This window comes from Martinezella miluonensis (genome assembly GCF_900094545.1).
Taxonomy (GTDB): domain Bacteria; phylum Pseudomonadota; class Alphaproteobacteria; order Rhizobiales; family Rhizobiaceae; genus Rhizobium; species Rhizobium miluonense.
This window is the reverse complement of record NZ_FMAH01000025.1, coordinates 43953-63459: the sequence shown is the minus strand read 5'-3', so window position 1 is coordinate 63459 and position 19507 is coordinate 43953. Positions and strand designations below refer to the sequence as shown.

The window sequence follows — 19507 nt, the reverse complement described above, 5'->3', positions numbered from 1 at the left end:
ATTTTTGGCATCGCTAATTTTTTGCCGGAATTTCCTTTGCTCTTTACCTGCCGTTAACCCTAACGGATTGATAACCGCGGCAGTGATTTCTCCCTTTCCAATGAGTGCGAAATGCCCTTCGCAAAGCCAAAGATAGCCCTTGCCCTCGGCATGCTAGCCATGAGCGCCGCGCTTGCCGGCTGCAACACCTATAAGCCTGCGCCGAAGGCCTTCAGCGAGGCCACCATCCAGCCGTATACTTTGGACAGCGGTGACCGGTTGCGCGTGACGGTGTTTGATCAGCCGGGCCTCAGCAATACCTATACGGTCGACCAGGCCGGCTATATTGCCTTTCCGCTGATCGGCCAGGTCCCTGCCCGCGGACGGTCCTTGCAGCAGCTTTCGGGCCAGATCGCCCAGAAGCTGCGTCAGGGTTACATTCGCGATCCCGACGTCTCCATCGATGTCGATCGGTATCGTTCGGTCTACATCATGGGTGAAGTCGGCCAGCCGGGCCAATATTCCTACGTGCCGGGCATGACCGTTCAAAATGCCATCGCGGTTGCCGGCGGCTTCAGCAGCCGTGCCAATCAATCCAACGCGGACGTCACACGCAAGATCAACGGCCACGTCATGACGGGCCGCGTCGGCATCTCCGATCCGGTACTTGCAGGTGACACCCTCTACGTCAGAGAGCGGTTGTTCTGACCGCGACCGCTCATGGCAAAACCGCTCCGCATCCTTCACTGCTTCAGATCGCCGGTCGGCGGGGTCTTCCGTCATGTCCGCGATCTGGCGGAAGAACAGAGCAAGGCGGGGCACGAAGTCGGTATCCTCTGCGACAGCCTTACCGGCGGAGAGCATGAGGACCATCTGTTCGAAGACATTGCGCCCTTTCTGGCACTCGGCGTGATCCGGTTGCCGATCCGGCGTCAAATCAGCCTGTCCGATGTCACCACGCTTTGGAACGGCTACGGGGAAATCAAGAGTTTGCGGCCGGATGTGCTGCACGGGCATGGCGCCAAAGGCGGCCTGCTTGCGCGCGTTCTCGGCTCGATCCTGCGGGTCAACAGGTATCGCGTAGCCCGCCTTTATACTGCGCATGGCGGCAGCCTGCACTTCTCGCGCACCTCGCTGCAAGGCATGCTGGTGCACAGCATGGAGCGAATGCTGGAGTTTCTGACCGACGGTCTGATCTTCATCTGCGATTTCGAACGGCGCGCCTACGAGAAGAAAGTCGGCAAACCGCGCACGCGCGCGGTCCTGATCTATAATGGCATCAGCGAGCGGGATTTCCGCAATATCCCGACGCGATCGGACTCCGTGCATTTCGTCTATATCGGCATGCTAAGGGACCTCAAAGGTCCCGATCTGTTTGTGGACGCTTTTGCCAAGACGGAACGACGGATCGGCAGGCCGCTCTCTGCGTTGATGATCGGCGACGGACCGGACAGGGACAAGTATCATAGGATGATGATCGAGCGCGGCCTTGGCCACCGCATCGGCATGTTGCCGGCCATGCGCGTGCAAGAGGCTTTCGCCGTATCCCAGAACGTCGTCGTTCCCTCACGCGCCGAAGCCATGCCCTATATCGTTCTCGAGGCACTGGCGGCCGGAAAGACCGTCATCGCTTCGCGCGTCGGCGGCATCCCGGAAGCGCTCGGAGAAGACAGTGCAGCGCTCGCCAAATCCGACGATGCCGACGACCTCTCCCGCGTGATGACCGAAGCCGTTACGGATCTGGGGTGGGGTCGCCGCAATATGCCCGATATCGAGACAATCCGGTTAAACTTTTCCGCTCCGGTCATGGCGCGGGATACTTTGAACCTGTATCAAAATATACTTGGTTCTGGTGGCGAACATTAGAATACAAGCAGGTGTTGTAAGTGTTTCTTAGCTGATATCTGCTAGGCCTTTTCCGGTAGCGACCGGATAAATTGCCATGAACACTACTGAAAAGTCCGAGCAATTTAACTTGGACAACATTCGCAAGCAGGTCTCGGAAATTCGCACCCGCGGTACCGACGAGACGCAGGACAATCGCCCAAGCAGCGAAATCAACGCTTATGCACGGCAGATCGCCGAGCAATTTCGCGAAACCAATCAGACGCCGGCGATCATCATCGGCCAGTATCGGCTGTTCGAATTCCTGTCGTTGCTTGCTCTCGGGCTCGCGCTCCTCTTTTTCGGAACGACGCCGGGCGATCATCCCTTCCTGTCGAAAGCTGCGGTGACCATTGCGTTGAGCGGCCTCGCCATCGTGTTTCTGCAGGTGGCGGACGCCTATCAGATACCGATACTGCGCTCGCCTCACCGCTACCTTTACCGGATCCTCGGACCATGGGTCGCTGCCTTCGCAGTGATGACCATCGCTCTCTTCCCATTCGAAATAAACAGCATCTATTCAATGCCTCTGCTCGGCGCCTGGCTGGCGACGGGCGCAGGCTTTATTCTCGTGGCACGGTTCCTTTTCGCCTATGGCATTCGCAATTGGGCTCGCAACGGGCTCATGGAACGCCGCGCCGTGATCGTCGGCGGCGGCGAGCCGGCCAAGGAGCTGATCCGCGCCCTCGAGCATCAGTCCGACAACGACATCCGCATTTGCGGGATCTTCGACGATCGCGGCGAGAAGCGCTCGCCCGTCATGGTGGCAGGCTATCCAAAGCTGGGCACGGTCGCCGAGCTGGTCGAGTTCGCCCGGCTGGCGCGGGTGGACATGTTGATCATCTCGCTTCCGAGCAGTGCCGAGGATCGTATCCTGCAGCTGCTGAAGATGCTCTGGGTGTTGCCGGTCGATATTCGCCTGGCGGCGCATGCCAACAAGCTACGCTTCCGGCCGCGCTCCTATTCGCATGTCGGCGCCGTGCCGATGCTCGACATCTTCAACAAACCGATCCGCGATTGGGACGGCGTCGCCAAGCGCATCTTCGACATTTTCTTCAGCCTGTTCGCGCTGACACTGCTCTGGCCGATCATGCTCGGCGCGGCGATCGCCGTGAAGGTGACCTCGAAGGGGCCGATCCTCTTCATGCAGAAGCGTCACGGCTTCAACAACGAGATCATCAAGGTCTTCAAGTTCCGCTCGATGTACACGCATATGAGCGATCCGACAGCACGCAATGCCGTTACCAAGAACGACCCGCGCGTCACTCCTGTCGGCCGTTTCATCCGCAGGGCATCCATCGATGAATTGCCGCAGCTCTTCAACGTGTTGCTCGGCAGTCTCTCGCTCGTCGGCCCGCGCCCCCATGCCGTGCTCGCCGCCAGCCACAACCGCACCTATGCCGATGTCGTAGAAGGCTATTTCGCGCGCCATCGCGTCAAGCCCGGAGTGACCGGTTGGGCGCAGATCAACGGCTGGCGCGGAGAAATCGACAGCGACGACAAGATCAAGTTCCGCACGGCCTACGATCTCTACTACATCGAGAACTGGTCGCTGCTGTTCGATCTGAAGATCCTGTTCAAGACACCGTTCAGTCTGCTCAATACGGAAAATGCCTATTGAGCGCGATCGAACTCCCACCTTCGGGCGTCGTCCAGCCGCAGCTCGTCACCATGCGGCTGATCGCAACGGCCTGCGTCACCGTGGGGGTATTCCTGTCGGGTTTCGTGATCGCGGAACCGGGCCCCTATGAGGTGTGGCTCGCCCCTCTCATTGGCATCTGGTTCATTATCGGTCTGAAGATATCCCCCGGCGTCGCGCCGCTTCTGGTTCTCTTCCTGGCCTTCAACATCGGCGAAATGCTCTCGATCACGCAGATGCGCGCGTTCAGGGCCGGCGACCATCTCGACGGCCCGATCTATATCGCCGTCTCCACCTTTCTGGCCCTGAGTTCCGTCTTCTACGCCGCCATCGAGCAAAAGTATCAGCGTAGCTTGAGTGGAAGGGAAGCAGCACCTTGAATATCCGCACCAGCATCAAGCGTCTGTCAATGCTGCAGGTTCTCGAACCGAGCGGCGGCGGCTCCGGACGGCACTTCCTCGATCTGTGTCGGGCGATGCAGCATCGCGGCCATTCGGTGACTGCGGTCTATTCGCCGGTGCGCGCCGAAGCCGCCTTCGTCTCAGAACTGGAGGGCATCGGCCTCGACAGGGTCATTCCGCTCGGCATGCGACGCGCGCCAGGTCCATGGGATATCACCGTCTGGAGATATCTCCGCAAAATTGCCACCGAGCAAGGGCCGTTCGATCTGATCCATGGTCATAGCTCGAAGGCGGGAGCCCTGACGCGGCTGCGCTTGCCGGGAAAGCACGTCCCCGTGCTGTATACGCCGCATGCGTTTCGCACCATGGATCCGGCACTGGGCTCAAAAGGCCGATTGATCTATGGCGGCATCGAGCGCCTGCTTGGCAACTGGCTGACGGACCGCCTGATCTGCGTATCGCAGGACGAATATAACCACGCATTGTCGCTCGGAATTTCCGAGGCTCGCCTCAGTATCGTCGTCAATGGCGTCAACGCGCCGCCGATCAGCCAACGCATCGCCATCCGCAAGCGCTATGGCATAGCTCAGGATGCCCTGCTCTTCGGTTTCGTCGGCCGAATGACCCGGCAGAAGGCGCCGGAGCGGCTCGTCCAGGCCTTTGCCCGCATTGCCCAGGAATTGCCGCAGGCTCATTTGCTGATGATCGGGATCGGCGAATTGGCGGCCGCCGTCACCACCATGATCAAGACCGCCGGCCTGGAGCATCGTGCGAGCATCGACGGCAGCGTGCCGGGTGTCACCGCGATCGATGCCGTCGATGTCGTGGTCATGCCGAGCCGCTATGAAGCGATGTCCTATGTGATGCTCGAAGCCGCAGCGGCAGGGAAGCCGCTGTTGCTCGCCGATGTCGGCGGCGCGCGTACGGTGCTCGAACACGGCAAGAACGGCTATATCGTACCGAACAGCGACGATCCGAGAGAGCTGGCCCTTGCAATGAAGCGCCTTGCCGATCCCAAGCTGCTTGCGAGCCTCACGGCCGAGGCCCGCCGCCGCAAGGATAGCTATACACTCGCGGGCATGGCCGACGCCACGGAGAAGATTTACTACGATATGCTTGGCTATCCGGTCCCAGCCCCCTTGAAAATGCCGGAGAAGGTCAGGCCGCAGAATGCCGCTGCATTCTAAAGCGCATCGCGATCTTTCAGATTCGCTTGTTGCGCTTTAGGCTTTGATTTTGCGCATGTCGTTGTCGCAAAACCGCTGCACACTTTTGCGCGACATGCGTTAGCTTCCCACGCGTTTTTCACCTGAAACCAGTTCCGATTTTCGAGCTTATGCAGTAGAGTTAAGCCATGATCACATCAGCACAATTGCGCGGTGCGCGCGCCATGCTCGGACTGACGGTGGAAGCACTTGCCACCGAGACCGGGCTTCCGGTTTCGGCCATCGAAGCACTGGAGCGGGACGGAAGTTCCACTGATATGAAGGCGCTTGCCGCCGTTCGTTCCGCTCTGGAAACCCGCGGCATGCTTTTCCTCGCCGGCGGCAGCGACGGAAGCGGCGGTGCCGGCATCCGTTTCAAGCATTGGGCTGAGAATGACGGCATCCGGCCGGAAAACTTGAACGCGACCAATGATGATTGATAGCCGGAGCAGCTCCGTATTCTACGGCGCCGCTAACCGCTGCATTGCATCGCTCTTCGCTGGAAGACCGATGCGCATTTTTCCTGAAGTGACTTCAGGCGGCCAAACCCCAGCTTTTGACCAGCTGTTCAGGCGCTGAAACGACCGCGGGCAAAATGAAGCGCTCGGTATCGTTTGCCGGCTCCCTACCCTCGATGAGCGGACAGACCGGCAGGCCATGTCCGAAATCGGTCAGCGTCACCAGCTCCAGGATCATATTGCCGTAGTCGTCACGCCATTCACGGCGCTCGCCGCCTTCGAAGAGGCGCAGGCGACCCTTGGTACGCGGACGTTCGCGCACGGCAAGCCATTGTGCGACAGACGACTCGGCATTGACAAAGGAAACGACATCGTCGGCATCGCCATGCCAGATGGAAACGACAGGAAAGCGATCGGCGTCGGGAGAGGCCTCGCGAATGTGATGGCCCCACTTATCGGCCGAACGCGTGGAGCCGCGCTTCATTACGTCCAGGGCAGACATGGCGTCGCGGGCCGCACCGAAAGGCAGGCCGCCGATGATGGCGCCCGCGGCAAACAGTTTCGGATAAGTCGCAAGCAGTGCTGCGGCCATGGCGCCACCGGCCGAAAGGCCCATCACGAAAATCCTGCTGTCGTCGATCTCATGCACCCGGCGGCTGAAATCGATCATCTCGCGGATGGAGCCGAGCTCGCCGCGATCGCGCGTTACCATGCTCGGGCGAAACCAGTTGAAACAGAGATTGGGATTGTTCGATGCTTTCTGCTCGGCGTAGAGCACGGCAAACCCATGCTGTCGGGCGAGTGCCGACCAACCGCTGGCGCGATCGAAATCCTCGGCATTCTGATGACAGCCGTGCAGAACGATAACGAGCGGCATCGGGCCTTTGACGCCCGGCGGTACGTATTCGAGCATGCGCAGGCCACCAGGATTGCGACCGAACCACAGAACTTCGGTCAACCGCTGCGGAGCCGGGCGCGTGGAGACGCGACGACGCAAAGGCGACGTTTGCGGCTGTGTCACCGGAAACTTGAGCTGCGGCAGCTCGACGGATTCGGGAAGCAGGCGGCGAAGCCGGCTCGGAACTTTGAAATTCATCATGGACCTTTCAGATTATCCACGCCCGCCGCATGTATTTTTGTTTCGTTACGGCAGCCGCGCACTGCCCCCAGGGGGAATCAGTGACATCGAGAGACACACTCTCTTTGTGCAATGCAGCAAATATAGGGTGGAAGTGAGGCTTCGAACAGCGACAAAGCGTCATTGCTGCTATGTGAAATCAGCTTAAACCGATTAGATTCAAGGCCATAAAAAAAGCGGCCGTGTCAGAAATAAGCCCTTGCAAGCGCCAGAAGCTTGGTGTCGTCCTTCACGCCCTGGCGATAAAGCTGAATGATCAATGCGCCGAGACGCTCCGCTTGCTGGCTGCGCAAATTGATGCCGCGATCCTGGCAGACCGTATCCAGCACCTTCTCCAAGCGATCCAGATCGTCTGAAAACAGCGGCAAGTCCCGTGGATGGATAGGGGTTTCCAACATTCGCGCGGTCTCATCCTTTGGGCCGGAACACGCAGAACCCTGTCGGCGCCCGCTTCATACCCGACAATATGAGTGGACTATGCTCCCTGGCTGCGGGCTTGGCAAGGAAGCAATCGCCCGCGCTGACGCTTTTCTGATTCGCACATAATGCGGCAAATCCCGCTATTTATACAATTTCAAGTCGCGCCATTACCAAGCCTTCATCCGCACCTGCGATAAGCGGCGGAAACGGAGAGATGACGATGACTAGATTTTTGGCCCCGGCCATTCTCGGCCTGCTGCTCGCCGGCTCGGCTCTGCCGGCCCTTGCGCAGAACCTTCAGAACCTTCCCTTACGCAATCCCCGCCAGTCGCCGGAAGGATATATTTCCGTGCAATCCGGAATATCGATCTCCTATTCCGTGCCGGAGGGTGACAGCGAGGAGCAGCAGGAGAAGGCTTTGAAATCCTTCTATAAGATCGCTGCAAGCAGCTGCGCGACCCTCCTCGACACCATTGCAGATGCCTGCGAAATCAGCGCCATGTCCAGCAATACGTCGGTCAATAATTTCGACGGCCGAGGACCGAAACTTTCGGTAAACGGACAGGTGACGATGTCGGTGAAGCTGAAACCTGCGACCTCATCGGCGAAATAGGAATCCCCTGCCCTCGTCACCGCATGAGAGAAAGCCAACGGATCGGTAAGAAATCGCGGCGATAATCCCCTCGCAATCGAGGGACGACATCATGGCTAAAGCGAAACGACGCACGCGGCGCAAGCCGCAACCCAAGGCGGGCAGCTCGATATGGCTATGGGGCTTCGTCGGCCTGGCGACCGTGGCCGGCCTGTACGCCTATCAGCATCGCAAGGAAATGCCCTCCATGCTCGCCCATGCCGGTGCAGTTGCCGGCATGCCGCATATGGCCCAGGAGGCGCCGGTGCCAGCAGCCAAGCCGAAGGCCAGACCGGCTGCGGTCATTCCCGAACCGCGTGCGACATCAGCCCTTCCCGTGCCGCCGGCTTCTATCCCGGCGGTACCGGCCGCTATCCCTGTGGCGCTGCCGATCACCAAGCCGTCCATCGACCGGCCAATTCCCGGACTACGGGCTCAGGCAGGTGGCCGGTTTGTGCTTTGCAGCGCCGGTTCGGGCACGAATTGCGTGGTTGACGGCAATACGTTCTGGCAGGACGGCATCCGGATCCAGCTCGCCGATATCGACGTGCCGGGCATGGAGGCTGCGCGCTGCCCGGGCGAGAGGCAGAAGGCCATGGCTGCGAAACTGCGCCTGCAGGCCATTCTCAACGATGGGACTTTCGTGCTCTCCGGCAGCAACCGCCGCGACGACCAGAATGGCGGCAAGCTGCGCATCGCCATGCGCGCCGGCCGCTCGATCGGCGACCAAATGGTTTCGGAAGGGCTGGCACGACGCTGGACTGGCCAGGCATCCTCTTGGTGTAGCTAAATCGCTGGAAATTTGATTGGGAGTTCAAGGAAATAAATGGTCGGGGCGACTGGACTCGAACCAGCGACCCCTTGACCCCCAGTCAAGTGCGCTACCGGGCTGCGCTACGCCCCGACCTGCCGAAACGGCTTGTTTCGTTTAGAGTTTAGAGTTTCCCGACGCAAGCGAAAAGTGGCGGCTTGCTCAGAAAAAGTTCCGGCCTAGCGGCACTCCCGCCGCGGCCCCTGGCTCGGCTGATAGGTATTATCAGCGGGATCATAGGAGCGATAGCGGTTGGCGCAGGCGCGTGCATGGCCGTCGTAGTAGCCGCGAGAGCGCTGCCAGCTGAACAAGGTGCCTGTCACGAAGGATTTGAAGAGGACACCGCTGTCCGAATCGTCGTCGTAGTAGCTATCGGAACCGTGCAGGCGGTGGCCGCTGCCCCAGTGGTTGTGATGATGCCAATGGCCGTGATCATGAACCTGGATGACGTCCGACTGTTGGGGCACCGGCAGCGCCGGCACAGTGATGGCGCCGGCTGGCATTGCGGCACCTGCCGCCAGCAGCAAACCGAAGCCTGCGGCAGCTATCGACCTGGCAATCGTAAACATAAGCGACTCCTTCGAAATTCGGCAGCAGCGCCAAGCACATCTGCGTGAAAACCTTGTCGCCGAGCCCGCCGATATTACCTTTATATAGTGATTTGAAGCCACACTCATAGATGCCGTTCCGTCTTTATTGCGCGACGATTTCGCGGAGGCGGGAAGCGTGCAGAAAGCCGAAACAATGAAGCCCTTTGTCGCCCTTTTGCTATGCGCACCGCTGCTTGCAGCATGCAACACAACCGAATCTCTGCAACCTATTCCCGGCAGCATCACATATGGCGGTCAGCCGCACACGAAACTGTCGGAATCGCCGATCGGCAGCCGCATCCAGCACAGCTTCACCAATCAGTGGGGCCAGGATGTCTACGAGACCTATATTCTCCAGCCGGACCGGAGCCTCAAGCTTGTCAGCCGCGTGGAGGCAACACCCTTATGACGGTGAGCAGTGCAAACAAAAAACTCCGCCAGCATGACCGGCGGAGTTTTTGCACTCATACCAGCATAAGCGCGGCGGTTACCAGCAGCGATAGCAGCGGTGATAATAGGGCCGGTCGTAATAGGGCCGGTCGTAATAGCGGCGATGATGGCGGTTTTCGCTGGCTGCAGCACCGATGAGAACGCCGCCGATGATGCCTGCAGCGGCAAGCGTTGCGGCCTGATTTTCGGCTTGCTGCGCCTGGACGCGATTGGCCTGGTAGGTTGCACCGACGCAACGGGCGTAACGCTGGGAGCCAGGGCGGTAACCCTGCGACTGGCATGTCATTTCGGCATTCATCGCAGATTCCTGCGGTGTCTGACAGCTCGATAGAATGGTTGATATGGCGACAAGGCTCGCCGCCATGGTGGCACGTATACGCATATTCCCTCCGGCACTTAGCAATACAACCCCGTGATAGCGAAATACAGCCAAAGGTAACCTTTCGCAAGCCGAGCTTATCAAGCTATGCGCGAGCCACGGCAAGATGGCCTATAATTACGCGTGAAAATGTCATCGTGATTAACAGGCCGGTAGCGCCGGTATCGCCGTCAAAGAAAAGGCCCCGCACTGGCGAGGCCTTGTAGGTTCGCGTCGCGCCTGCGGCATCGTCGCAGGCGCAGACAAGTTGCTTCGTCTCAAATCAGAAGTTCCGCTCGAAACGGAGAATGCCGGCAACCGTATCATCCTTGATATAGTCGTAATGCATGTAGGTTACTTCAGGCTCGATCAGGAAATCCTTGACCGGGTGGATCTTGAGGTTTGTCGTTGCCTCGAAAATCTTCGATTCCGTATAGGCCAGCTGCAGATTCCATTTCAGCTTGTCATTGATCGGAACACCAACCCCGCCCCAAAGAGCCCAATCACCCCAGCCGCATTTGGCGGCATTGACGGTGCCGTTCGACGCCGTGCAGGCCGAAATATCCTGGTTGGTGCCGGCATATTTGTTCAGCTTGTCGCCATCAGTGTTCCAGCCTCCCATCAGGAAGGCTTCCACGCCACCGAATTTGGCATCGATGCGCGCCTTGATGGCGCCTTCCTCGGCGATCGAATCATAACCGCCGACGATCTTGAAGCCCCAATCACCGACCTTGTAACCAGCACCGGCGACGACGTCGGGAGCGTAGTGATTGGCCTTGCCGTCAGTCCACCAGCCTGCGCCATAGGATGCGCCGGAGCCGGTGGAGTAGCTGTCTTCGAGCGAGATGACCGCCGTAAAGCCGTTACCGGCATCGTAATTGTAGGTCAGCTGGTTCAGTTCATAAGGGCCATCATAGATCGCATCGTCGTTGATGACATCGCCGGCATAGCCCGCATAGAGATTGAATTGGGAATCGAGCTTGCCGACGGTGAAACCCGCGAGGCTGATATTGGCGAACAGCAGCTTGGACGAAGTGGCACCTCCATCGTGCCACTCCCAGCGGTCGACGGTGTTGGTCTTCAGGGGGCCGTATTCCGTGTCGGTGGCAGTATCGACATTGAGCTCTACGCGCTCATGCCAGAGCGTGCCGACCTTGCTGCGCGGATTGTAGGCATCGTACCACTCGCCTTCGGTACGGACCTTGCCGCCGATCTTCAGGCAGGTTTCAGTGCCCGGAATATAGAAATAGCCGGTGCCATAGGCATCGCAGATGCGGACATATTCCAGTGGCTCTGGTTCGGCAGACACGATTGCATCTGCAGCATGGGCAGCGCTCGCTGCGGCAATTGCAGCGGCGGAGCCAAGAAGAAGGCCCTTGATGTTCATGGTATCTCCATTCGACGATCCATCAGGGATGGAGTCTCCCGGCAGACAATCTCTTGCCTCTCCATAGCCTGACTGGCTGTTTCCCTTCCCCAAAGGGGTGAAGCAACGAAGCTTCATTATGAAGACTGGACCCGGAGATAAAGTGGAGCAAGTCAACAAGGCCGGCTAACGATTTCCCGCGGCACAGAGGCGGAGTCGTGTGACAAAATCGTCACCGCCATTCATTCGAGCCATCAACACGAAACAAGGTTGCGCCTGCAGGGGCGGGCGGCGCGTCTCAAGCTACCAAAGATTGCATTCGGTCAATCGCACCGACACCTGCGCAGGTCGTCTTCGACCGCATGCTTGTTCTGCGAAGCAAGTGTTATCGCACCTGGTCGAGTAGGCGCTTGCACTCCAGAAGGTCGTAAAGCGTTTCCTGCAGCAGAGCCCGATCTTCTTTGCCGACACTGGATTTGCCGAGAGAAACATCCGGCACGCCATCGTCACCGCTTACGAAATTGAAGAAGCGGCGGCTTATCGGCGCCTTGGCGCGGCCGACGACCTGATCTTCATCCGGATTGGCGGAGTTCACTCTCGGCTCGACGGGTGCGTGCTCCTGCGCCGCAGAGGCCAGAGCCTCCACGCTGGCGAGATCTCCATGACCGACCGCGATGACGAACTTGTTGCCATTGGTCTTCAAGAGCTTCTGCACGCCCTTGATCGTATAGCCGTGATCGTAGAGCAGGTGGCGGATGCCATTCAGCAGGTCGACGTCCTCGGGTCGATAATAACGCCTGCCGCCGCCGCGCTTCATCGGCTTGATTTGCGGAAAGCGGGTCTCCCAGAACCGTAGGACATGCTGCGGCAGATCAAGGTCTTCCGCAACTTCGCTGATCGTGCGAAATGCATCCGGGCTCTTGTCCATCATCATACTCCCACAGCGCGAATGCGGCGCCATTCGGGCCGGATCACGCAAAACCGGATATCGACATCGTATCTCGCCAGGATACGAATCACCATATTTCAACGGTTTGGCAGTGGAAATTCAAGTGGCTTCTGCGGCTGCTGCACAAGCAAGCTGCAAAAGCAGCGGAAAAACGAACGACAAAGGCCGCAGCGCAAGGCATACGGCCTATGGGAAAATCGATCTTTCGACTGAATTAGGAAGCGGGATTGGCCGGCCTGGCTTTCGCCTTACGACTGGCATGCGCCTTCAGAATGCGGGTCTTCAAAACATTCGATGCCTTGAAAGTCATCACCCGCCGCGGAGAGATCGGCACTTCCTCGCCGGTCTTCGGATTTCGACCAATGCGTTCGTTTTTATCGCGCACCTGGAACGTCGCGAACGAGGAGAGCTTTACAGTCTCGCCACGCACGATGGCGTTGCAAATTTCATCGATCACCGTCTCGACAAGCTCTGCCGATTCCGTCCGGGAGAGGCCGACTTTCCGGAATACCGACTCCGCCAAATCTGCGCGCGTCACTGTCTTGCCCGTCATGGCTCCCCGCCCGTATTGATAGGTGATCTTATTCTAGTCGTGCGAGACTATTGCCCTTGCGCCAAACGGTCAAGCTCTTGTTCGGAATCGGCTTTTAGAGATATGGCGTTACCAGCGCAGCAGCACCGCACCCCAGGTGAAACCGCCGCCCATGGCCTCGAGCATCACCATATCGCCCTTCTTGATTCGCCCGTCACCGGCAGCAACCGCGATCGCCAACGGGATCGAAGCGGCCGACGTGTTGCCATGAAGGTCGACCGTGACCACAACTTTTTCGGGAGCAATTCCAAGCTTCTTGGCGGAGCCGTCGATGATGCGCCGGTTGGCCTGATGCGGCACCAGCCAGTCCAGATCGTCCACGGTCGCGCCGGTCGCATCGAAGGCAGCCTGGATGACGTCCGTGATCATGCCGACGGCGTGCTTGAACACCTCGCGCCCTGCCATATGCAGAACGCCGACCGTACCCGTCGAAGACGGCCCGCCGTCGACGTAGAGCTTTTCCTTGTGCGCGCCATCGGAGCGCAGGCTTGCCGCCAGCACGCCACGGTCCGTATTGGCGCCGCTCCCCTCGCCCGCCTCGAGGATCAGCGCACCGGCGCCGTCACCAAAGAGAACGCAGGTGGTGCGGTCGGTCCAGTCGAGGATGCGCGAGAATGTCTCGGCACCGATAACAAGCACGCGCTTGGCAAGGCCACCGCGAATATAGGCGTCCGCAGTCGTCACCGCATAGACAAAGCCGGTGCAGACGGCTTGGACATCGAAGGCAAAGCCGTGATGCATGCCGAGCCGGTTCTGGATATTGACCGCAGTTGCCGGAAAGGTGTTATCCGGCGTCGACGTCGCGACGATGATCAAATCGAGATCGTCGGGCGTCATCCCGGCATTGGCGAGAGCGGCGCGCGCCGCCTGCTCGCCCAGTGAAGCCGTGGTCTCGCCTTCGCCGGCTATGTAACGCTGGCGGATACCGGTGCGCTGGACAATCCAGTCATCGCTGGTGTCGACAACCTGTTCCATCTCGGCATTGGTCATGACGCGCTTGGGGAGCGCCGCCCCAAATCCGCGAACAACTGAACGGATCATTTCGCTTATACCCCGTAGCTCATGCCGCTTCCGGCCCGATCGGGGGCAGCCGTTTGGCATGGTATTTTTTCAAATCGTTTTCGATTTTCTGTGTCAGCCCATTCTTGGCCATATCATAGCCGACATCGATGGCGGCCGCGAAAGCTTCTACATTCGCGCCGCCATGGCTCTTGATGACGATGCCGTTCAGGCCGAGAAAGACGCCGCCATTGACCTTGCTGGGATCCAGCTTCTCGCGCAGGAGATCGAAGGCGCCCTTGGCAAGGACATAGCCGATGCGCGCCAGCAGCGTGCGCGACATGGCCGCACGCAGATAGGAACCGATCTGCTTCGCCGTGCCTTCCGCCGCTTTCAGCGCGATATTGCCGGAAAAACCTTCCGTGACCACGACATCGACCGTACCCTTGCCGATATCGTCGCCCTCGACGAAGCCGAAATATTCCAGCGACTCGAGATTGGCTTCGCGGATCAGGCGGCCGGCATCCTTGACGTCTTCCTGGCCCTTGATCTCTTCGACGCCGACGTTCAGCAAGCCGATCGTCGGGCGCTCGATCTCGAAGAGCGCGCGGGCCATGGCGCCGCCCATCAGGGCGAAGTCGAGCAGCTGCTGCGCATCGGCGCCGATCGTGGCGCCGACATCGAGCACGATGCTTTCGCCGCGAAGCGTCGGCCAGATCGCCGCAATTGCCGGACGTTCGATATTCGCCATGGTGCGCAAACAGAATTTCGCCATCGCCATGAGCGCGCCGGTGTTGCCGGCGGAGACGACGACATCGGCGTCACCTGCCTTCACCGCCTCGATCGAACGCCACATGCTGGAAACGTAGCGGCCGCGGCGAAGCGCCTGGCTCGGCTTTTCATCCATGCTGATGGCAACGTCACATTCGTGAAAGACCGACTTTTCGCGAAGTTTCGGGTATTTAGCGAGGACCGCTTCGCAGCGATCCTTCTGTCCGTACATGATGAATGTAATATCGGGATGCCTATCCAGCGCCTTGGCCGCGCCGGGAACAACAACCTCAGGGCCGAAGTCGCCACCCATTAGGTCAAGAGAAATTCTGATCACGCGTCCCTAGTCCTTTTTCTCCGCCGAGACCGGCGAATTTGGCGTCAAAATACCGTTTTCTCCCCCGGTTACAACTGATTTGTGCTCGATCGGCACCGGGACCTAATCCTTTTTCCAATCTTTTAGGACCGCAAACGGCGAAGGTTTCCTGTCATTTTCGCCGGTATCTTCCACATGCGCCTCGAACTCGACGCCGGGCTTGCGCGGGTAAGGATCGATGGCAAGAGCGGCGAATTCCGCAACGACGGCGCCGGCATCGATCGTATCCCCAGTGAACGTCTCCGGAAGATCCGGGCCGTCCGGATCGAGCACCATTTCGCCCGCATCCATCGAAGGCGAGCGCGCCAGCTTGGAATCCTCCGGCACGAAGATGTGCTCGAAATCCTCATCGATCTCAGATTCGACCGGCTCGAGCGTGACGACGCAAGCCTGGGTGATCTTTGCCTTCACGTTGCCTTTAACCCGCACCCCGTCACGCTTCCAGCGCGAGATCTTGAGATCGGCCTCCAGCTTTTCCACGGAAAGGACATCCCAAAGCTTAGCAAGCCCGGCAAGCTCGCGCTTGTCCGCCTCGACACGCACGTCGACGGGATTGGCCGAGATGTGGCCGACCTTCACGAGATAGGAAAAGGGCGTTTCGTCGGAACCGTGTGTTTTCATACCTGCCTCCTATAACTACTCTTGGCCGCGCCCGGACGGCAGCGGCAGCGCCGCCGAACCGGTAGCGAGCTCGGCCTCCGTCACGGCAGCCAGATGCGCCTCCGCCGTCATCATCCAGTCGGCCAGCGGGACCATCGACGCCGCGCCCTCATCCGCCTTCGGATAGATGTTGCGCCGAAGCGCCGCCGCAAGGGCGATGCGATCATCGACGTCCATGGCAGCCGCATAGCTTTCAAGCCGCCCGTAAAACATACCGGCCAGTTTCTTCATGCGCTTCGGCACGCTGTTGTCACCGATTCCCAGTTCGCGGATCGAATAGTCGATATCCTCGAAAAACGCATCGACGATTTCCTGCGCAAGTTCCTGGCCGCTGGTCGCGGAAGACCGCGTGCGGCGAAAAAACAGGATCATGACCACCGAAAGCAATTCGAAGCGCCCCATCACCGTGTCGGGCACGTCATAGTCGGTATAGAAAACCGGCTGCCGCGCCGTCGATGTCAGGAGTTCATATTGCCTGACGACGATGATCTGATTGTGATTTCTTTTGCGAAAGAGCCCAAAAATCATGAGAATTCCCGGTATTGGCTCATTCAGAGCGCGCCGTTTTTGCTTGGCCTTGTTGCATCCACGCAAAAGCTGGTTTACCGAAGCAGGCGCGAATTGCAATGCCGTTTTGCCCGCTTCGAGGCTCCTGCCCTTAACCGTCGTCACGTTGTGAATGATCGGTGACGAAGAGTGCCGAACAGCATCTTGTGCCTTTTTCAATCGCGGAAAGGCCACAATGATGTGCACAGCAAGGTCATACCGGCCGTCCGGCCATCGGATTGATTCATTAGGGGAGATGAGATGTCGTTGACCAGACGGTATTTCAAGTCTGACATATCTTTCAGCAGCACTGCCGCCATCGCCCTGGTGATTGCGACCATGGGACTTTCGGGTTGCAAGACCAGCGAGGTCATGAACAACGGCTACATCTTCGATCCGCAGTCGCTCGCGCTTGCGCCGGTCGGTTCAAGCCGCGAGCAGGTTCTGCTCTCGCTCGGCACGCCTTCGACCACCGCGACGTTCGACGGCGAGGTTTTCTACTACATCTCGCAGAAGCGCACGCGCGCTGCTGCCTTCATGAAGCCGAAGCTGGTCGACCAGAACATCCTGGCGATCTACTTCGACAAGGATGGCATCGTGAAGCAGGAAGCCAATTACGCGCTGAAGGACGGCAAGGTCTTCGACATGATCAGCCGCACGACGCCGACGGGCGGTCGCGACATCACCTTCCTGCAACAGATCCTGCAGGGCGGCGGCAGCGGCATCAACGGCGCGAGGAACTTCCTCAACAACCTCAATCCGGGCCAATAAGCCGGGAAGCTATTGCAGAGAAAAACCCGCGAGGCTTGCGCCCCGCGGGTTTTCTTTATGCATCCGGTTTGCTTTCCCTAGAGCCGGATGATTTTAGGTCGAACCGACCTAAAATCTGAATCCGCGCTAGAATCAAAGAAGTAGAGCATGATGTCGTGCGAAAACCGCAGACACTTTTCGGCATCATGCTCTATCCGGCAAGGATGGCGAGCAGCAGCAATGCGACGATATTGGTGATCTTGATCGCCGGATTGACGGCGGGGCCAGCCGTATCCTTGTAGGGATCGCCGACGGTGTCGCCCGTGACTGAGGCCTTATGCGCTTCGGAGCCCTTCATATGGCGTGTCCCGTCCTTGTCGACGAAGCCATCCTCGAAGCTCTTCTTGGCATTGTCCCATGCACCGCCGCCCGACGTCATCGAGATGGCGACGAAGAGGCCGTTGATGATCACGCCGAGCAGCGAAGCGCCAAGTGCGGCGAAAGCCGAAGCCTTGGAGCCGGAAAGCAGCAGAACGCCGAAATAGACGACGATGGGTGCTAGAACCGGCAAGAGCGACGGGATGATCATTTCGCGAATAGCGGCCTTGGTCAGCAGATCGACGGCGCGGCCGTAGTCGGGACGCTCCGTGCCCAGCATGATGCCCGGCTTCTCGCGAAATTGCCGGCGCACTTCCTCGACGATGGAACCGGCAGCGCGGCCGACGGCCGTCATGGCGATACCGCCGAAGAGATAGGGAATGAGGCCGCCGAACAGCAACCCGGCAACAACGTAAGGGTTCGAAAGCTCGAACGAGATCGTGCCCACATTGGCGAAGTAAGGGAACTTATCGCCGTGAGCGGCGAAGTACCGCAGGTCGTTCGAATAGGCTGCGAACAATACCAGCGCGCCGAGGCCGGCCGAACCGATGGCATATCCCTTGGTGACGGCTTTGGTGGTGTTGCCGACCGCATCCAGCGCATCGGTGGATTTGCGCACTTCCGGCGGAAGATGCGACATTTCCGCGATGCCGCCGGCATTGTCCGTGACCGGGCCGAAGGCGTCGAGCGCGACGATCATGCCGGCGAGGCCAAGCATGGCCGTCACGGCAATGCCCGTGCCGAACAGGCCGCCAAGCTGATAAGTAGCGATGATGCCGCCGACGATGACGATTGCCGGCAGCGCCGTCGATTCGAGCGAGACAGCGAGGCCTTGGATGACATTGGTGCCGTGACCGGTCACCGACGCCTGGGCGATGGAGTTGACCGGCCGCTTGTTCGTGCCGGTATAGTATTCGGTGATGACGACGATCAGCGCCGTGACGATCAGACCGACGATGCCGCAGGCAAAGAGCCTCGTGCCGGTGATATCGAAGCCGGCGACGGTGCCGATAGAGCCCCAGCCAATGGTCAGCGAGGTGGCTGCACCGAGACCGATGATCGACAGGATGCCCGTGGCGATCAGGCCCTTGTAGAGTGCGCCCATGATGGAGCCATTGGCACCGAGCTTTACGAAGAACGTGCCGATGATCGAGGTGATGATGCAGGCGCCGCAGATCGCCAGCGGATAGATCATGGCGGAGCCGAGGATCGGTGAGCCGGCAAAGAAGATTGAAGCGAGAACCATCGTCGCGACGACGGAAACCGCATAGGTCTCGAACAAGTCTGCCGCCATGCCGGCGCAATCGCCGACATTGTCGCCGACGTTATCGGCGATGGTGGCTGGGTTGCGCGGATCGTCCTCCGGAATACCGGCCTCAACCTTGCCGACGAGGTCGCCGCCGACGTCGGCGCCCTTGGTGAAGATGCCGCCGCCGAGACGGGCGAAGATCGAGATCAGCGACGCACCGAAACCGAGGGCCACCAGCGCGTCGATGACATCGCGCGAGCCGGCTTCATGACCGAGGACCACCGTCAGAAAATAGAAATAGATGGAAACGCCAAGCAGGGCGAGACCCGCGACGAGCATGCCGGTGATGGCGCCCGACTTGAAGGCGATGTCGAGGCCCGCGGACAAGCTCTGCGACGAGGCTTGCGCGGTGCGGACATTGGCGCGCACGGAGACGTGCATGCCAATGAAACCTGCGGCGCCTGAGAGGATTGCGCCGATCAGGAAGCCAAAAGCGGCTTCGGACGACAAGAGGAGCCAGGCCGCGATGAAAACAATGACCCCGACAATGGCAATGGTTCTATATTGACGCGCAAGATAAGCCTGCGCTCCTTCACGAATATACCCGGCAATCTCTTGCATGCGGGCGTTGCCCTGATCGGCAGCGAGCACCGACCGAGTTGCCCATACGGCATAGATGACCGAGAGCAGTCCGCATGCGATCACTCCTAAAAGAATCGACATTTCGCTTTTTCCCTCCAAAAAAACCGGCGGTTCACTCCTCCCCCGGCCGCCTGCGACGTCGGTCGCTCCCCTCCTCCAGGGCAATCGACAGATGTGCAATGCGAGATTGCTGTTGAGAAAACGTCGCGTCAAGACCGCCCGCGGGTAAAACGCCCGCAGGAGGTTCAAAAGAATATTCGGAGAT

General features: G+C 59.4%; 21 protein-coding genes, 1 tRNA gene and 1 pseudogene. 10 read left to right on the top strand and 13 right to left on the bottom strand.

Translation table 11 applies throughout. The annotated features are described in order from the left end of the window. The first annotated feature begins 111 nt into the window (after positions 1 to 111). The 6 genes and pseudogenes from GA0061102_RS19610 to GA0061102_RS19585 all read left to right on the top strand — a co-directional run bounded on the left by GA0061102_RS19610 (position 112) and on the right by GA0061102_RS19585 (position 5548). Positions 112 to 687, top strand: coding sequence for a polysaccharide biosynthesis/export family protein (locus tag GA0061102_RS19610; protein ID WP_092852333.1), 576 nt, complete (start codon positions 112 to 114; stop codon positions 685 to 687). Between the two features lie 12 nt (positions 688 to 699). Further along, positions 700 to 1845, top strand: coding sequence for a glycosyltransferase family 4 protein (locus tag GA0061102_RS19605; protein WP_092852331.1), 1146 nt, complete (start codon positions 700 to 702; stop codon positions 1843 to 1845). 76 nt (positions 1846 to 1921) lie between these two features. Further along, positions 1922 to 3484 (top strand): undecaprenyl-phosphate glucose phosphotransferase, encoded by a 1563-nt coding sequence (locus GA0061102_RS19600; RefSeq protein WP_092852329.1) that lies wholly within the window; start codon positions 1922 to 1924, stop codon positions 3482 to 3484. Beyond that, a pseudogene (locus tag GA0061102_RS19595) lies at positions 3481 to 3858 on the top strand (hypothetical protein); the annotation flags it as partial. The gene GA0061102_RS19600 and the pseudogene GA0061102_RS19595, both read left to right, overlap by 4 nt. 53 nt (positions 3859 to 3911) lie before the next feature. Next, positions 3912 to 5090 (top strand): glycosyltransferase family 4 protein, encoded by a 1179-nt coding sequence (locus GA0061102_RS19590; protein WP_092852397.1) that lies wholly within the window; start codon positions 3912 to 3914, stop codon positions 5088 to 5090. Positions 5091 to 5257: 167 nt separating this feature from the next. Then, positions 5258 to 5548 carry a helix-turn-helix domain-containing protein gene (locus GA0061102_RS19585; RefSeq protein WP_092852327.1) on the top strand — a complete coding sequence of 97 codons (291 nt, stop codon included), beginning with the start codon at positions 5258 to 5260 and terminating at the stop codon, positions 5546 to 5548. Positions 5549 to 5642: 94 nt separating this feature from the next. Here GA0061102_RS19585 and GA0061102_RS19580 read toward each other — a convergent pair whose 3' ends face one another. Both GA0061102_RS19580 and GA0061102_RS19575 read right to left on the bottom strand, forming a co-directional pair. Then, the gene (locus GA0061102_RS19580; RefSeq protein ID WP_245298067.1) at positions 5643 to 6665 is read right to left on the bottom strand and encodes an extracellular catalytic domain type 1 short-chain-length polyhydroxyalkanoate depolymerase; all 1023 of its coding nucleotides are present in this window, start codon (positions 6663 to 6665) and stop codon (positions 5643 to 5645) included. Between the two features lie 224 nt (positions 6666 to 6889). Then, the gene (locus GA0061102_RS19575) at positions 6890 to 7102 is read right to left on the bottom strand and encodes a hypothetical protein (protein WP_092852325.1); all 213 of its coding nucleotides are present in this window, start codon (positions 7100 to 7102) and stop codon (positions 6890 to 6892) included. A gap of 242 nt (positions 7103 to 7344) precedes the next feature. Here GA0061102_RS19575 and GA0061102_RS19570 point away from each other — a divergent pair, with 242 nt between their 5' ends. Then, the gene (locus tag GA0061102_RS19570) at positions 7345 to 7737 is read left to right on the top strand and encodes a hypothetical protein (RefSeq protein ID WP_092852393.1); all 393 of its coding nucleotides are present in this window, start codon (positions 7345 to 7347) and stop codon (positions 7735 to 7737) included. 91 nt (positions 7738 to 7828) lie between these two features. Continuing rightward, a complete protein-coding gene (locus GA0061102_RS19565) occupies positions 7829 to 8545 on the top strand; it encodes a hypothetical protein (protein WP_092852323.1) in 717 nt (238 codons plus the stop codon). A gap of 37 nt (positions 8546 to 8582) precedes the next feature. On the opposite strand, the gene GA0061102_RS19560 is transcribed toward GA0061102_RS19565, so the two are convergent. Together GA0061102_RS19560 and GA0061102_RS19555 are read right to left on the bottom strand one after the other, a co-directional pair. Then, a tRNA-Pro gene (locus GA0061102_RS19560) sits at positions 8583 to 8659 on the bottom strand. 86 nt (positions 8660 to 8745) lie between these two features. Beyond that, the gene (locus tag GA0061102_RS19555; RefSeq protein WP_092852321.1) at positions 8746 to 9135 is read right to left on the bottom strand and encodes a BA14K family protein; all 390 of its coding nucleotides are present in this window, start codon (positions 9133 to 9135) and stop codon (positions 8746 to 8748) included. A gap of 175 nt (positions 9136 to 9310) precedes the next feature. Here GA0061102_RS19555 and GA0061102_RS19550 point away from each other — a divergent pair, with 175 nt between their 5' ends. After that, the gene (locus tag GA0061102_RS19550; protein ID WP_092852391.1) at positions 9311 to 9565 is read left to right on the top strand and encodes a hypothetical protein; all 255 of its coding nucleotides are present in this window, start codon (positions 9311 to 9313) and stop codon (positions 9563 to 9565) included. A gap of 78 nt (positions 9566 to 9643) precedes the next feature. Here the strand turns inward: GA0061102_RS19550 and GA0061102_RS19545 are convergent, their stop codons facing one another. From GA0061102_RS19545 to GA0061102_RS19510, 8 genes are all read right to left on the bottom strand, one after another. Then, positions 9644 to 9988 (bottom strand): hypothetical protein, encoded by a 345-nt coding sequence (locus GA0061102_RS19545; protein WP_092852319.1) that lies wholly within the window; start codon positions 9986 to 9988, stop codon positions 9644 to 9646. A gap of 259 nt (positions 9989 to 10247) precedes the next feature. Further along, a complete protein-coding gene (locus tag GA0061102_RS19540; protein ID WP_092852317.1) occupies positions 10248 to 11351 on the bottom strand; it encodes a porin in 1104 nt (367 codons plus the stop codon). 364 nt (positions 11352 to 11715) lie between these two features. Then, positions 11716 to 12264 (bottom strand): MerR family transcriptional regulator, encoded by a 549-nt coding sequence (locus tag GA0061102_RS19535; protein ID WP_092852315.1) that lies wholly within the window; start codon positions 12262 to 12264, stop codon positions 11716 to 11718. Between the two features lie 229 nt (positions 12265 to 12493). Further along, positions 12494 to 12832 carry an integration host factor subunit alpha gene (locus tag GA0061102_RS19530; RefSeq protein ID WP_007692773.1) on the bottom strand — a complete coding sequence of 113 codons (339 nt, stop codon included), beginning with the start codon at positions 12830 to 12832 and terminating at the stop codon, positions 12494 to 12496. 108 nt (positions 12833 to 12940) lie between these two features. Then, positions 12941 to 13912, bottom strand: coding sequence for a beta-ketoacyl-ACP synthase III (locus tag GA0061102_RS19525; RefSeq protein ID WP_092852313.1), 972 nt, complete (start codon positions 13910 to 13912; stop codon positions 12941 to 12943). Between the two features lie 19 nt (positions 13913 to 13931). After that, a complete protein-coding gene (gene plsX, locus GA0061102_RS19520) occupies positions 13932 to 14978 on the bottom strand; it encodes a phosphate acyltransferase PlsX (RefSeq protein ID WP_092852311.1) in 1047 nt (348 codons plus the stop codon). A gap of 102 nt (positions 14979 to 15080) precedes the next feature. Next, entirely contained in the window at positions 15081 to 15638 is a 558-nt protein-coding gene (locus GA0061102_RS19515) for a YceD family protein (protein ID WP_092852309.1), read from the bottom strand. Positions 15639 to 15653: 15 nt separating this feature from the next. Beyond that, the gene (locus tag GA0061102_RS19510) at positions 15654 to 16205 is read right to left on the bottom strand and encodes a ubiquinol-cytochrome C chaperone family protein (protein WP_092852307.1); all 552 of its coding nucleotides are present in this window, start codon (positions 16203 to 16205) and stop codon (positions 15654 to 15656) included. A gap of 279 nt (positions 16206 to 16484) precedes the next feature. On the opposite strand from GA0061102_RS19510, the gene GA0061102_RS19505 reads away from it, so the two are divergent. Next, positions 16485 to 16994 (top strand): outer membrane protein assembly factor BamE, encoded by a 510-nt coding sequence (locus GA0061102_RS19505; RefSeq protein WP_092852305.1) that lies wholly within the window; start codon positions 16485 to 16487, stop codon positions 16992 to 16994. A gap of 190 nt (positions 16995 to 17184) precedes the next feature. Here GA0061102_RS19505 and GA0061102_RS19500 read toward each other — a convergent pair whose 3' ends face one another. Continuing rightward, positions 17185 to 19323, bottom strand: coding sequence for a sodium-translocating pyrophosphatase (locus tag GA0061102_RS19500; protein WP_092852303.1), 2139 nt, complete (start codon positions 19321 to 19323; stop codon positions 17185 to 17187). Between the last annotated feature and the right edge of the window lie 184 nt (positions 19324 to 19507).

Excerpts from the sequence above, each read along its gene's own strand:
- GA0061102_RS19610 (WP_092852333.1), top strand. The coding sequence starts at position 112 with ATGCCCTTCGCAAAGCCAAAGATAGCCCTTGCCCTCGGCATGCTAGCC.
- GA0061102_RS19605 (WP_092852331.1), top strand. The coding sequence starts at position 700 with ATGGCAAAACCGCTCCGCATCCTTCACTGCTTCAGATCGCCGGTCGGC.
- GA0061102_RS19600 (WP_092852329.1), top strand. The coding sequence starts at position 1,922 with ATGAACACTACTGAAAAGTCCGAGCAATTTAACTTGGACAACATTCGC.
- GA0061102_RS19590 (WP_092852397.1), top strand. The coding sequence starts at position 3,912 with ATGCTGCAGGTTCTCGAACCGAGCGGCGGCGGCTCCGGACGGCACTTC.
- GA0061102_RS19585 (WP_092852327.1), top strand. The coding sequence starts at position 5,258 with ATGATCACATCAGCACAATTGCGCGGTGCGCGCGCCATGCTCGGACTG.
- GA0061102_RS19580 (WP_245298067.1), bottom strand. The coding sequence starts at position 6,665 with ATGATGAATTTCAAAGTTCCGAGCCGGCTTCGCCGCCTGCTTCCCGAA.
- GA0061102_RS19575 (WP_092852325.1), bottom strand. The coding sequence starts at position 7,102 with ATGTTGGAAACCCCTATCCATCCACGGGACTTGCCGCTGTTTTCAGAC.
- GA0061102_RS19570 (WP_092852393.1), top strand. The coding sequence starts at position 7,345 with ATGACTAGATTTTTGGCCCCGGCCATTCTCGGCCTGCTGCTCGCCGGC.
- GA0061102_RS19565 (WP_092852323.1), top strand. The coding sequence starts at position 7,829 with ATGGCTAAAGCGAAACGACGCACGCGGCGCAAGCCGCAACCCAAGGCG.
- GA0061102_RS19555 (WP_092852321.1), bottom strand. The coding sequence starts at position 9,135 with ATGTTTACGATTGCCAGGTCGATAGCTGCCGCAGGCTTCGGTTTGCTG.
- GA0061102_RS19550 (WP_092852391.1), top strand. The coding sequence starts at position 9,311 with ATGAAGCCCTTTGTCGCCCTTTTGCTATGCGCACCGCTGCTTGCAGCA.
- GA0061102_RS19545 (WP_092852319.1), bottom strand. The coding sequence starts at position 9,988 with ATGCGTATACGTGCCACCATGGCGGCGAGCCTTGTCGCCATATCAACC.
- GA0061102_RS19540 (WP_092852317.1), bottom strand. The coding sequence starts at position 11,351 with ATGAACATCAAGGGCCTTCTTCTTGGCTCCGCCGCTGCAATTGCCGCA.
- GA0061102_RS19535 (WP_092852315.1), bottom strand. The coding sequence starts at position 12,264 with ATGATGATGGACAAGAGCCCGGATGCATTTCGCACGATCAGCGAAGTT.
- GA0061102_RS19530 (WP_007692773.1), bottom strand. The coding sequence starts at position 12,832 with ATGACGGGCAAGACAGTGACGCGCGCAGATTTGGCGGAGTCGGTATTC.
- GA0061102_RS19525 (WP_092852313.1), bottom strand. The coding sequence starts at position 13,912 with ATGATCCGTTCAGTTGTTCGCGGATTTGGGGCGGCGCTCCCCAAGCGC.
- GA0061102_RS19515 (WP_092852309.1), bottom strand. The coding sequence starts at position 15,638 with ATGAAAACACACGGTTCCGACGAAACGCCCTTTTCCTATCTCGTGAAG.
- GA0061102_RS19510 (WP_092852307.1), bottom strand. The coding sequence starts at position 16,205 with ATGATTTTTGGGCTCTTTCGCAAAAGAAATCACAATCAGATCATCGTC.
- GA0061102_RS19505 (WP_092852305.1), top strand. The coding sequence starts at position 16,485 with ATGTCGTTGACCAGACGGTATTTCAAGTCTGACATATCTTTCAGCAGC.
- GA0061102_RS19500 (WP_092852303.1), bottom strand. The coding sequence starts at position 19,323 with ATGTCGATTCTTTTAGGAGTGATCGCATGCGGACTGCTCTCGGTCATC.